Source organism: Bradyrhizobium sp. CCBAU 11357, assembly GCF_028128865.1.
Lineage (GTDB): Bacteria > Pseudomonadota > Alphaproteobacteria > Rhizobiales > Xanthobacteraceae > Bradyrhizobium.
Map to the genome: position 1 here is coordinate 212,978 of NZ_LBJW01000112.1, position 12,348 is coordinate 225,325.

Below are 12,348 nucleotides of genomic sequence, written 5' to 3' on the forward strand. Positions count from 1 at the left end.
TCTTGCTTCATGGCGCTTACGCAGAGATTAGAGTTCCGGCAATCGCAGTCGCTGGTCATGACGCCGCAGCTGATGCAGGCGATCAAGCTGCTGCAATTGTCCAATCTCGATCTCACGACCTTCGTGGAAGAGGAGCTCGAGCGAAACCCTCTGCTGGAGCGGGCCAGTGACGAGGCCCCCGCGGAAGCCCCGGCCGAGGCCGGCAGTTACGGCGATTCCGAGGGTGGACAAGGCGATGGCCAGGGCGAGGATGGCTTCAGCGGCAGTGCCGAGGGTTTCGAGCCGGGCCAGGAAGAATGGATGAGCAAGGATCTCGGCACCCGCGCCGAGATCGAGCAGACCCTGGACACCGGCCTCGACAACGTCTTCTCCGAGGAGCCGGCCGAGGCTGCGGCGCGCAACGCCCAGGATGCCGCGCCGACCACCTATACCGAATGGGGCGGCGGCGCCTCCGGTGACGAAGACTACAATCTCGAAGCTTTTGTCGCGGCCGAGACAACGTTGTCGGACCATCTCGCCGAGCAGCTCTCGGTGGCCTTCACCGCGCCGGCGCAGCGCATGATCGGCCAGTACCTGATCGACCTCGTCGACGAGGCCGGCTATCTGCCGCCCGATCTCGGCCAGGCCGCCGAGCGTCTGGGCGCGTCTCAGGCCGAGGTCGAAAACGTCCTCGCCGTGCTGCAAAAGTTCGATCCGCCCGGCGTCTGCGCGCGCTCTCTCAGCGAATGCCTGGCGATCCAGCTCCGCGAGCTCGACCGCTACGATCCCGCGATGCAGGCGCTGGTGGAGCACCTCGATCTCCTCGCCAAGCGCGACATCGCCTCTCTGCGCAAGATCTGCGGCGTCGACGACGAGGACATCGCCGACATGATCGGCGAGATCCGCCGCCTCAATCCCAAGCCCGGCATGAAGTTCGGCTCGGCGCGCCTGCAGACCATGGTGCCCGATGTCTATGTCCGTCCGGGTCCCGACGGCGGCTGGCATGTCGAGCTCAACAGCGACACCCTGCCGCGCGTGCTGGTCAACCAGACCTACTATTCCGAGCTGTCGAAGAAGATCGGCAAGGACGGCGACAAGTCCTATTTCACCGATGCGCTGCAGAACGCGACCTGGCTCGTGCGCGCGCTCGACCAGCGCGCCCGCACCATCCTGAAAGTGGCGACCGAGATCGTGCGCCAGCAGGACGGGTTCTTCACCCACGGCGTCGCGCATTTGCGGCCGCTCAATCTGAAGGCCGTCGCCGACGCCATCCAGATGCATGAATCCACGGTGTCGCGCGTCACCGCCAACAAATACATGGCGACCAACCGCGGCACGTTCGAGTTGAAGTATTTCTTCACGGCCTCGATCGCCTCGGCCGATGGCGGCGAAGCGCATTCGGCGGAAGCGGTGCGTCACCACATCAAGCAGCTGATCGATTCGGAGGAGCCCTCCGCGATCCTGTCGGACGACACCATCGTGGAACGCTTGCGCGCCTCGGGCATTGATATTGCCCGCCGCACGGTCGCGAAGTACCGCGAAGCCATGCGCATACCTTCCTCGGTGCAACGCCGCCGCGACAAGCAGAGCGCTCTTGGTAACGTCCTCTCTACCGCCTTGTCCGATCGCTCCCGCAATCCCGAACCGGCCTGATTGCGCTGGCGCCAAATCGCGCTACTCTCGATGCCCCATCGAGACCGATCCAAGCTGGGCACCAACCAAGCGAGGCATCACATGACTCTCAGAATCTCGGGAAAGAGCATCAGCGTCGGCGAGGCCCTGCGCGGCCGCGTTGCCGACCGCACCGACGAGGTGCTGCGCAAATATTTCGATGGCAATTATTCCGGCCATATCACGCTGAGCAAGGACGGCTTCGGCTTTCGCACCGATTGCGCCCTGCATCTCGATTCGGGAATCACGCTGGAAGCCGATTCGAACGCTCCCGATGCCTATGCCAGTGCCGACCAGGCGCTGCTGATGATCGAGAAGCGGCTGCGGCGCTACAAGAACCGGCTCAAGGACCGCTCCGCGCGCAAGGCCCATGCCGCCTCCGAGGCGATGGCTGCGCTCGACGCCACCAGCTACGTGCTGGAAGCGCCCGGAGAGGGCGAGGAGGAAGTTGCCGGCTACAGCCCCGTCATCATCGCGGAGCAAACCACGTCGCTGAAGCGGCTCTCGGTCAGCGAAGCGGTCATGGAACTCGACCTCAGCGGGGCACCCTGCCTGGTATTCCAGCATGGCTCGTCCGGCCGGGTGAACATCATTTACCGCAGGGCGGACGGCAATGTGGGCTGGATCGACCCGCCGGGAGCCAAGGTGGACGGCCAGGCCGGCGGCTAGGCCCGTGGGCCGGCACCCGTACCATCCCGGCCCTTAACAATGACAGGGGCAAAGCCGCACGCGGGAGTTGGCACCGGGATTGCGTTGGAGTAGAAGCCCCCCACATCTGGACTTGGTAGGGCTTGGGCTAAGTCCCCCTCCTGCTTCATGTTATTGACGCCGGCCGGGCTTGGTCTATCAAGCCAGCCAAATCGGAACCTGACGGTTTAATTCACCTCGGAAAGCTTCCATGCCGATTACCGATCTGGTCGCACCCGAGGCGATTCTCCCGGCATTGAAAGTCAACAGCAAGAAGCAGGCCCTGCAGGAGCTCGCGGCCAAGGCCGCCGAGCTGACCGGGCAGAACGAGCGCGCGGTGTTCGAGGTGCTGCTACAGCGGGAGAAGCTCGGCACCACCGCGGTCGGCTATGGCGTCGCCATTCCGCACGGCAAGCTGCCCAAGCTGGAGAAGATCTTCGGCCTGTTCGCGCGGCTCGATCGTCCGATCGATTTCGAGGCGATGGACGGCCAGCCGGTCGATCTCGTCTTCCTGCTGCTGGCCCCCGAAGGCGCCGGCGCGGATCACCTCAAGGCGCTGGCCCGCATCGCCCGCCTGCTCCGCGACCAGGACATCGCCAAGAAGCTCCGCGCCTCGCGCGATGCGCAGGCGATCTATTCCGTGCTGGCGCTGCCGCCGGCAACGGCGGCGTAACGTCGCCTTCTTCCAGCCTGTCGAGGGTCCGATCCGCTCGGGCTCCTGGATCGCGCGTTGGGCCGTGTCGCCACGCCCCGGTGATCTCCAAGGTAGACGGTATGAAAATCTTCCCGCCTGAGACGCACGGCACATTGGCCGGCGTCAAGGTCCGCTAAGAGTCGCTCGAGACCATTTGGACTGAGTGGACGTGATGCGGAATGGAAGGGCGCCGTTGCGCATCGGCGCGGCGGCGGAAGAACGGCTCCATGGGCGCCGGCGTTTGCGCCTGGCGCTCCTCGGCACGGTGGCTAGCGGTGCATTGTGGCTGACGCAGCCGGGGCCGGCGCTGGCCGGGCCAAGCGGCTGCACGACGGTCGGTGGCACCGCCACCTGCAGCGGCGATCAATCGGCTGGAATCGGGGCCGCCGATTTCGACCAGGCCGCGGTCGGCACGCTCAACCTCAATGCGCTGACGACCGACATCGCGCCGGCTTCAGGCGTCGCCGCCATTTCCTACCACCGCGGCGGTGGCAGCATTACGATCAACAGTGATCTCTCGCTGCGGACGATCAGGGCGACAGGCATCACCGATGCAGTCTCCGCCTCGACCGACGGCGATGTGACGATCAATCACGCGGGCAACATCAGCTCGGCCGGCGGCGCCGGTATCTACGTCACCACGACCGGCGGTTTCTTCGGTACCACCGACATCAGGATCACCAGTAGCGGTACGATCGACGCGTATAGCGACGGCATTCACGCGCGATACCAAGTGCCTGGAGGAAGCAGCGGCAACATCGTTGTCGCGCACACGGGTGACATCACGTCCAGGACGACCTACGGGGTGTTCGCCGAAACTCGCGCTGCCACGGTAAGTGTCACGACACTCGGAAACATCAACGCCACTGCTAGCGGAATTCTGGCCGCCGCCGACTTTGGGGTCACCGTCAGCAGCACGGGAAACATCACAGGTGGCAGTGGGATCGCTGCATATTCCGTCTTCGGCGCAATCGCTGTCTCGCAACGCGGCGACATGGCGGTGACACTCGACGGAATCTACGTCGACAACTCGAGCGCCTCCGCGACGGTCGTGAATAACGGCAACATCTCGGCTGGACGCAACGCACTGTTCATAGCGGCGGGGGACAGCATCAGCATCACCAGCCGCGGCGACCTCACTGCCCGCGATACGGGCATCGCCGCGACCGGAATGGGTGTCGGGGTAAACAGCGTCGGCAACATCGCCGTGAGCCACGGCTCCGGCATGTACATCGTCGGGCAAGCCGCAGTCGGGGTCACCAGCCGGGGAAACATCAGCGCGACGGACTACGGCATCTTTGCGGGCATGTTGAACGTGTTCGGATACTTTACGACTGTGGACAGTGCCGGCGACATCGTCTCCTCCGCAGGCGAAGGAATTCACGCCGAAGCGGTTGCCGGAGTGACCTCCGTCACCAGCCGCGGGACCATCAGCGCATTTGCCGACGGCATCCGCGCTTACGCGCCCGGCAATGTCACCGTGAGCAGCACCGGCACGGTTTCGTCCGCGTCGGGCAACGCCATCTATGCGAGCGGGGGAGGCAATCTCGAGGTCACGGCCAGCGGCGGCGTCGTGTCGGGCGCGCTCGCGGGCATCCGGCTGGACGGCGGCGCAACCAATACCGTGAGCATCGATGCGACGGCCAGAATCATGGGCGGTCTCGATGCAGTTCTGGCAAGCACCGGCAACGACACCGTGAACAATTCCGGTATCGTCAGCGGCAATGTCGCGCTCGGCGGCGGCAGCAACGCCTTCAACAACCTGTCCGGCAGCGTGTTCAACAGCGGCGCGGCCGTGGATCTCGGCGCCGGCAATCTGCTGAGCAACGGCGGCATGCTGGCTCCGCTTGGGGTCGGCGCGGTCGGCACCACGACGCTGACCGGCGATTTCGTTCAGGGCGCGAGCGGCAGGTTCATGGTGGACGTCGCCGGTCACAGCGCCGACCGGCTCAACGTCACCGGCACGGCCGGCCTCGGCGGCAAGGTGGTGGTGGATCCGCTGGCGCGCCTGGCGACGACGACGACCTACACGATCGCGAGCGCAGGCAACGTGAGCGGTACCTTCACGGGCGTGGATTTCCTGACCGCAAACAGGTTCGCGCGCAACGCCCGGCTGAGCTATGTCGGCAACGACGTGCTGCTGACGCTCGATCCCGGCCTGCTGTCGTATTCGCTCCCCAGCAATGCCAGCGTCAATGTGCGGAACGTGGCGGCGGGAATCGACGCGCCATTGATAACAGGCGCGGCGCTGCCGGCGGGCTTCAATGCCCTGTTCGCAATGGCCGGTGCGCCCCTGATGAACGCCCTGACGCAGGCCTCGGGCGAGACTGCGACCGGCTCGCAGCAGACGACCTTCAGCGCCATGAGCCAGTTCATGGGCACGCTGACCGACCCGTTCCTGGCCGGGCGCGGCGATCCTCGCTCGTCAGCTGGTGTGACGGGATACGCTGACGATGCGCCGGCGTATGCCGGTGGCCGCAAGCGCGGCGGTGCCGAGCGTGACGCCTACGCCGCGATCTCCCGCAAGGCGCTGCCCGCGCAGACCTTCGAATCCCGCTGGAGCGCATGGGCCGCAGGCTTTGGCGGCTCGCAGACCACCGACGGCAATGCGCAAATCGGCTCGAACAATGCAACCAGCCGCATCGCCGGCGCAGTCGCCGGCGCCGACTATTGGCTCTCGCCGCATACCGTTGCGGGCTTCGCGCTCGCCGGCGGGGGCACCAGCTTCTCGGTGGCCAATGGCGGCACCGGCCGCTCCGACCTGTTCCAGGCCGGCGCGTTCGTGCGGCACAATGCGGGCGCGGCCTATGTCACGGGCGCGCTCGCCTATGGCTGGCAGGACATTACTACCGAACGCACGGTCATCATCGCCGGTGCCGACCATCTCCAGGCGCGCTTCAAGGCCAACGCCTATTCCGGCCGGCTCGAAGGTGGATATCGCTTCGTCGCGCCCTGGATCGGCGGCGTCGGCATCACGCCTTATGCCGCGGCCCAGTTCACGGCGTTCGATCTGCCGGCCTATACGGAGCGGGCGATCACCGGCAATGACACCTTTGCGCTCAGCTACGCTTCGAAGATTGTCACCGCCAGCCGCAGCGAACTCGGCCTGCGCACGGACAAGTCCTTCGGCGTGGCCGACGGCATTGCCACGCTGCGCGGCCGTCTTGCCTGGGCGCATGATTTCAACCCTGATCGCTCGATCGGAGCAACCTTCCAGGCGCTGCCCGGCTCGAGCTTCGTGGTCAATGGCGCCGCACAGGCCGCCGATGCCGCGCTCGTCAGCGCGTCGGCGGAGAAGGCATGGCTGAACGGTTGGTCCGCGGCTGCAACGTTTGAAGGTGAGTTCTCGAACGTCACGCGCAGCTACGCCGGCAAGGGCGTCATACGATATGCGTGGTGATGCCCGTGCGGGGCCGGTGAGAGCGGTCAGCTCGTGACCAGCCTGCACACCGACGATTCCGAGGAGGACGAAAGCGCGATCTGGCAAGCGCCCAGCGTCGGCGTGGAAAAGCTGGCCGGAAACGTGATGCGCTGCTCGATCACGGTCAATGTGATCGCGTCGATGGGTGTCCTCCACCCCGCGCTGCTTCCCGCAGAATGGAGCTTTGTGCAACAGGCCGTTGCCCTCCTGATGTGGGTCATCTTGATCTACGCCAGTGCCTTCGTGCGTCCCTGCCTGCGCGTGCAGCCCAATCCCGATTTCATCGCGCTGGTCGCATTCTATGCTCTCGCCGCTGTTTCCGTGCTCTGGAGCGGCCTCGCCACTGCGGCGATCATGAAGAGCGCGGCCCTCGTGGTGACGACCTTCGGTGCGTACTGCCTCATCACGCGGATCGACATCGACGAGATCGTCGGAGCGACGGCGCTGGGGCTCTTCATCTTGGTCGCCGCCTCGGCCTTGTGTGCGATCTTCGTGCCCGAGATCGGCGTCGATCAGAGCTGGATGCACAGCGGCCAGTGGCAGGGAATCTACGAATCGAAGCAGACGCTCGGCTTCATCAGCGCCTATCTGATGTTCTTTGCCTTCTATCAGAAGATGACGGGCCAGGGCTGGATCGTCTTCCTCCTGACGTTTCTCCTGGCATCGACATGCGTCATCGCCTCGGAATCCCGCGGTGCCGGCGCCGTCGCAATTGCCGCGGGCGCACTGCTCGTAACCTCGATGTGGTCGATTCGCTGCATGAGGATCTACGCGGTGCTGCCGGTCATCATGTGCATCCTGGCTGCACTCCTGATCCTGTATTTCTACGTCACCGGGTACGATTCCATCCATCTCGGCGAATCGACCATCAACTTGACCGAGCGGACGTTCATCTGGCAGTACGCCATCAGCCATTTCAACGATGCGCCACTGCTGGGCTTCGGCATCAACGGATTCTGGACGCGCCCTGCGATTTACGACTATTTCAACCAGAACCACGGCTGGGTGCTCGACAATTACCATAGCGGCTACATTGCGGTGGCGATGGAGACGGGTTTCCTGGGATACGTGCTGTTCGTCGCGAGCGTCTATCTGTTCTCGGAAAAGGTCCTGTACCTGATCGCCACCCGGTCGATCGATCGTCGCCACTGCGCTCTCGTGATCGGATTCGTCGTCCTCAGCTTTCAATCGAATTTCACCGAGACGATGTTCCTTCGCTCCACGATGTTCACCTCGGTGCTGCTCGTCGCATTCTTCTTCGCCGTGTGTCGGCCGGTGCCGCAACAAGGCTCTCAGCAATGATGGAGCAGGCAGGATGAACGCCATCTGCGCCCGCTGGGCAGCAGCTTTCGGTCTCGCCTTGGCGCTATCGGTGCTTGCGATCTGCTTCCCGGCAGAGGCCGCCGGGCAGGCCAAATCCGCTCCCCCAAAATTGGGACGCGGCATCAACATCCTTGGCTACGACGGCATCTGGGAGGGAGGCCGGAACGCGCCGTTTCGTCTGGACAATCTCACTGCGATCAGGCGCGCCGGGTTCTCGCACGTTCGGATCAATTTCTTCGGGTTCAAGTTCATGAACCCGGGGAATGCGCTGGACGAAGTCGTCTTGAGGCGGCTCGATGCCGTCATCGAGGAGGTGCTCGCCCGGAATCTCATCCCCATCCTGGACGAGCACGATACCCATGTCTGTCAGCGCGACGTCTCCGGCTGCGCTGAGAAGCTGAAAGCATTCTGGACGCAGATCGCCGCGCGCTATGCCGGGAAATATCCGAGGCTTGTCTTCGAGGTGCTCAATGAGCCGGGCGGGCAGATGACGTCCGCCGCCTGGAACGCCCTTCTGAACGAGTGTCTCGGCATCATCCGCGCCACCAATCCCCGGCGGACGGTGATCGCTGCGGTCCTCAACGTCGATGAGATGCCGGTCGAGGACCTCGTCCTGCCGTCAGACGACCGAAACCTCATCGTGACGTTTCACTATTACGCGCCGCTCCGTTTCACCCATCAGGGCGCACCGTGGTCGCCGAAATTCTCGCAAATCGGCCCGCTCGATTGGGGCACGCCGGAGGACGAACAGAAGGCGCGCGCCGATTTCGAGAAGGTCAGGTCCTGGTCCGAACGGGAAAAGCGCCCGGTCTATCTCGGCGAGTTCGGCGTGTACGAGGCCGCTCCCGCCGAAGCCCGAACGCGATATTTGTCGTTCGTGGCGCGGAGCGCGGAGCGGCTCGGCTGGGCCTGGGCCTATTGGCAGTTCGACCACGATTTCGCGGCCTTCGACAGCGCGCGCCAAGCCTGGAAGCCGGAGATCATCCGGGCGCTGATTCCGGCGGGGCGGTGAGGCGGGAAGCTTTCGCAAGCTGAGCTTCGCCGCGCGGCCCAGGCTGGGCTTGAGGCGCCGCCTCTGGGCTTGAGGCGACGTCCGGGCGAGATCCAAATCCCTTCCCTGACCAAACGCCGCTTTCGAAACTATCGAAGTGTTGCCGGCCGAATACAGCGCCCGAAAGCCGGCCGGTGTACTTTGCCCGGGATTTCAATTGCTGATTGTTCGGGGAATGCACGATGAAGCGACTGCTTCTGGCGACGTCGGCGCTGATTGCCGCAGGTTCCGCTCAGGCGGCCGATCTGGGCGCCCGTCCCTACACCAAGGCCCCGGTCGCGGCTGCTGTCCCCTTCAGCTGGACCGGCTGTTATCTCGGTGGCCATGTCGGCGGAGGTGCGAGCAGGACGGGCTTTACCGATCCGGGCGTTATCACGGGATTCGCATTGTTCGGGCCCATGACAACCGGTCTGGTGCCCGGTGACCGGATCGGCGTGAATAGCGACGTCGGCGTGGTCGGTGGTGCGCAGGCGGGCTGCGACTACCAGTTTTCCAGCAATTGGCTGATCGGTATCGCAGGCGATTTCACGGCGACGGATATTCGTGGCATTGCGAACGATCCGTTCTTCGGAGGGAAGGCCGGAAATCCGGCAACGCTCTCAAGTCGAACGGATTGGGTTGCGAGCGTCACCGGCCGTCTCGGCTACACCTGGGATCGGTTTCTTGTTTACGGCAAAGGCGGCGTCGGCTTTGCGCATGATCGCTACAGCCTGGACAATTTTGTCTTCATTGGCGGCGTCCCTTGTGGAACATTTCTAGCCCCTACCGCCTGTAGTGCAAGCACCAGCACCGACAGGATTGGATGGACTGTAGGGGTCGGCTTCGAGTGGGCCTTTGCTCCGAACTGGTCGGCCCTGGTTGAGTACGATCACTATGGCTTCGACAGCAAGCGCGTGGGTTTCTTCAATCCGAACGGGCCAACGACCGCTTTCATCGATATCCGTCAGGACATCGATATCGTGAAAGTCGGCATCAACTATCGCTTTGGTGGATCGCCGGTCGTCGCGAAATATTGAGCGATCTGGAGAGACACTGCGTCAGCCCTGAGCCGCCTCCAGACGCTTCATGATGCGCTGCCCGATCCGGGTGTTCTGATAGGCTTGGAAACCTGGCCGGTCCCACGTCATCCGCCGCAGGACCAGCAGGGATCCGTCGGTACGTGATCGCACCGGCTTTTCAGGTTCAGGATCGAGCGTCCAGCCGAGCTTCAATAGATACTCAATCGTCGTTCGATTCCGCTCCAGCACGAAGGCGCTGATGCGGCCCAGCCCGAGACCGTCGAACACGAACCGGAGCAACGGCACGAAAACATTCGCCGTTGCTCCGCCGTTACGGTGCTCCTTTTCGCCGATGACGGCGCTGACGAGCGCCTCGCTCGCCGCTGCGTTGATGTCGAGGCGAATGAAGCCGACATGGATGCGGCTGCCGCGCTCGAATATCCCGAGCAGCAGTCGTTCGCGCTGATCGAAGGATTTGATGTAGTCGGCGATATCAGCCTTGGTCATCGCGCGCGGTGACGTGTTGAGGACATGCACCGTCCAGGGGTCGGACAGCCAGTCCGCCCAGCGCTGCGAGGCGTCATCGCGCTTGATGGTGCGCAGGAAATAGCGCCCGGCCGGAAACCACAATTGCTGCTTGGCGAGACGCTCCACTTTCGGCGGCATGCCGCATCTAAGCAGTTTCGAGTCGGACGATCAATTTGGATGGCTCAACGTGCAGGTCCCGGGCGGCGACGCCTTCGTGGGCGCCGCTCGTGCGCTTCAGCAGACCGTCGGTAGCAGGCGCCGGACTTCGTCGAGCAGTTCGGGAACCGCCGTCTTGTCGCCTGCGAGGTGCTTGAGCAGCGCACTCTGGAATAGACCGTCGAACAGCGCATAGAGCGCGCCTCGCGACGACGCCGGCCGCTTGCCGCCGAACTCGGCATAGCGAGAGGCAATGCGCCATATCATCGCTTCCAGGCTCTTGTCGATCTCGAGCACATCCTTGCGAAACGCCGCCTCGAACATCGCCTGCGAGCGCAAATCGTACCAAAGCCGGTGCATGCGGGCTTCGTCCTGCAGCGTTGCTGCGAGCTTGGCGAGGAAGCCCTCCGTCAATTCGTCGCGGCTCGTTGCTGTCGCGACGACCTCGTCATAGCGCGTCACGCACTTCGCCTTGTAGTGGCGAACGCAGCAGCAGATCAGGTCGAGCTTGTCGCTGAAATAATAGTGAAACACGCCGTGCGTGAACGCCGAGTTCTGCGCGATCTCGCGCAAGCTGGTCCGGGCGAAGCCAAGCTCTCCAAGCGTCTCGAGCGCGGCCTCGGCAAGCTCGATGCGCCGCGCGTTGAACTTGTCGTCCCGCACGATCTCCGCCACGGCCTCTCGCTTCGCCGCCCCTGTCGCTTGCCGCGCCATCGTCGCGCTGTCTCCCGTCTCTTGGTCACCCCGATCACATCGTCGGTCATCGTCTACAGACCATCCTCTTTGACAACTGTCAAATTTTTACCTTGACAACTGTCAAGTCCCGGGAGGAGTGTGCGCGGCAAGAAATTTGGACAGTCGTCAAGACGCCAGCAAATGGAGGAAATGCACCCACCGGCGCCACGCCGCCGGAACGGACTCGCATGCCGTTGCGCAACCGCGCCGGCACCGTGCTGCCAGTCGCAGCACGCACCGATCATCAGCGAACAGATCAGTCCAACGGATCAGTCCAAGCAAAGGGAGGACGTGCGATGAGTGAGAAGAGTCTTGATGGCCGCAAAGCCCTGGTCACGGGCGGAGCCCGCGGGATAGGAGCCGCCATTGCAGAGGCGCTGGCGCGCTCCGGTGCGGCGGTCATGATCGGCGACATTCTCGATGACGTCGGCAAGGACAGCGCCGGCCAGATCGCCAGGCTCGGTGTGAAGACCGGCTTCGTGCATCTCGATGTCACCGACGATGCGCAGTGGGAGAAAGCGACGGCTGCGACCATTGCCACCCTCGGCGGCTACGACATCCTCATCAACAATGCCGGCATCGAGATCACGTCGCTGATCTCCGAGGTCAGGGCCGAGGATGCGCGGCGGATGTGCGACGTCAACATCGTCGGCACCGTGCTCGGCATGAAGCACGCCTTCCGCGCGATGCGGCCGGGCGGAGCGGCGGGCAAAGGCGGCGCGGTCGTCAACATCGCTTCCGTCGCTGCGACGATCGCCTTCCCGAGCATCGCGGTCTATTCCGGCACCAAATCTGCGGTCGATCGCATGACACGGGTCGCTGCGATGGAAGCCGGTAAGCTCGGTTATGGCGTGCGCGTCAACTGCATCTATCCCGGCTTGATCCCGACCGACATGGGCCTGCAGCTGGCCAACGACATCGTGAAGATCGGTCTCGCGCCCGACGTCAACGCCGCGGTCGGCTCGGTGGTGGAGCAGACGCCTCTCGGCAAGCTCGCGGAGGTCGGCGACATCGCCAATGCTGCGGTGTTCCTGTGCTCGAACGAGGCGCGCTTCATCACCGGCATCGGACTGCCGGTCGATGGCGGCATGGGCATGTGAGCTGC

10 protein-coding genes are annotated in these 12,348 nt (G+C 64.0%); 8 read left to right on the plus strand and 2 right to left on the minus strand.

Annotation, left to right across the window (positions count from 1 at the left end; translation table 11 throughout):
• Positions 1-9 precede the first annotated feature (9 nt).
• The 7 genes from rpoN to XI05_RS35015 all read left to right on the plus strand — a co-directional run bounded on the left by rpoN (position 10) and on the right by XI05_RS35015 (position 9,842).
• The gene (rpoN, locus tag XI05_RS34985) at positions 10-1,632 is read left to right on the plus strand and encodes an RNA polymerase factor sigma-54 (protein WP_271510359.1); all 1,623 of its coding nucleotides are present in this window, start codon (positions 10-12) and stop codon (positions 1,630-1,632) included.
• An 81-nt stretch (positions 1,633-1,713) separates the two neighbouring features.
• A complete protein-coding gene (gene hpf / locus XI05_RS34990) occupies positions 1,714-2,319 on the plus strand; it encodes a ribosome hibernation-promoting factor, HPF/YfiA family (RefSeq protein ID WP_260373482.1) in 606 nt (201 codons plus the stop codon).
• Between the two features lie 229 nt (positions 2,320-2,548).
• Positions 2,549-3,010: a PTS IIA-like nitrogen regulatory protein PtsN gene (ptsN, locus tag XI05_RS34995; RefSeq protein ID WP_063681444.1), complete on the plus strand. Its 462-nt coding sequence runs from the start codon at positions 2,549-2,551 to the stop codon at positions 3,008-3,010.
• A gap of 193 nt (positions 3,011-3,203) precedes the next feature.
• On the plus strand, positions 3,204-6,431 hold the full coding sequence (locus XI05_RS35000; protein WP_271510360.1) for an autotransporter outer membrane beta-barrel domain-containing protein: 3,228 nt from the start codon (positions 3,204-3,206) through the stop codon (positions 6,429-6,431).
• Between the two features lie 33 nt (positions 6,432-6,464).
• A complete protein-coding gene (locus XI05_RS35005) occupies positions 6,465-7,754 on the plus strand; it encodes an O-antigen ligase family protein (RefSeq protein ID WP_271510361.1) in 1,290 nt (429 codons plus the stop codon).
• Positions 7,755-7,767: 13 nt separating this feature from the next.
• Positions 7,768-8,787, plus strand: a complete 1,020-nt coding sequence (locus XI05_RS35010) for a glycoside hydrolase family 5 protein (protein WP_271510362.1) — start codon at positions 7,768-7,770, stop codon at positions 8,785-8,787.
• Positions 8,788-9,008: 221 nt separating this feature from the next.
• Positions 9,009-9,842: an outer membrane protein gene (locus XI05_RS35015; RefSeq protein WP_271510363.1), complete on the plus strand. Its 834-nt coding sequence runs from the start codon at positions 9,009-9,011 to the stop codon at positions 9,840-9,842.
• Positions 9,843-9,863: 21 nt separating this feature from the next.
• On the opposite strand, the gene XI05_RS35020 is transcribed toward XI05_RS35015, so the two are convergent.
• Positions 9,864-10,490, minus strand: coding sequence for a GNAT family N-acetyltransferase (locus tag XI05_RS35020; RefSeq protein ID WP_271510364.1), 627 nt, complete (start codon positions 10,488-10,490; stop codon positions 9,864-9,866).
• A gap of 96 nt (positions 10,491-10,586) precedes the next feature.
• Positions 10,587-11,222 (minus strand): TetR/AcrR family transcriptional regulator, encoded by a 636-nt coding sequence (locus tag XI05_RS35025; protein ID WP_271510365.1) that lies wholly within the window; start codon positions 11,220-11,222, stop codon positions 10,587-10,589.
• A 317-nt stretch (positions 11,223-11,539) separates the two neighbouring features.
• On the opposite strand from XI05_RS35025, the gene XI05_RS35030 reads away from it, so the two are divergent.
• Positions 11,540-12,343 carry an SDR family NAD(P)-dependent oxidoreductase gene (locus XI05_RS35030; RefSeq protein ID WP_271510366.1) on the plus strand — a complete coding sequence of 268 codons (804 nt, stop codon included), beginning with the start codon at positions 11,540-11,542 and terminating at the stop codon, positions 12,341-12,343.
• The last annotated feature ends 5 nt before the right edge of the window (positions 12,344-12,348 follow it).

Coding starts and splice junctions, on each gene's coding strand:
- ptsN (WP_063681444.1), top strand. CDS start 2,549: ATGCCGATTACCGATCTGGTCGCACCCGAGGCGATTCTCCCGGCATTG.
- XI05_RS35025 (WP_271510365.1), bottom strand. CDS start 11,222: ATGGCGCGGCAAGCGACAGGGGCGGCGAAGCGAGAGGCCGTGGCGGAG.
- XI05_RS35000 (WP_271510360.1), top strand. CDS start 3,204: ATGCGGAATGGAAGGGCGCCGTTGCGCATCGGCGCGGCGGCGGAAGAA.
- XI05_RS35020 (WP_271510364.1), bottom strand. CDS start 10,490: ATGCCGCCGAAAGTGGAGCGTCTCGCCAAGCAGCAATTGTGGTTTCCG.
- XI05_RS35015 (WP_271510363.1), top strand. CDS start 9,009: ATGAAGCGACTGCTTCTGGCGACGTCGGCGCTGATTGCCGCAGGTTCC.
- hpf (WP_260373482.1), top strand. CDS start 1,714: ATGACTCTCAGAATCTCGGGAAAGAGCATCAGCGTCGGCGAGGCCCTG.
- XI05_RS35030 (WP_271510366.1), top strand. CDS start 11,540: ATGAGTGAGAAGAGTCTTGATGGCCGCAAAGCCCTGGTCACGGGCGGA.
- rpoN (WP_271510359.1), top strand. CDS start 10: ATGGCGCTTACGCAGAGATTAGAGTTCCGGCAATCGCAGTCGCTGGTC.
- XI05_RS35010 (WP_271510362.1), top strand. CDS start 7,768: ATGAACGCCATCTGCGCCCGCTGGGCAGCAGCTTTCGGTCTCGCCTTG.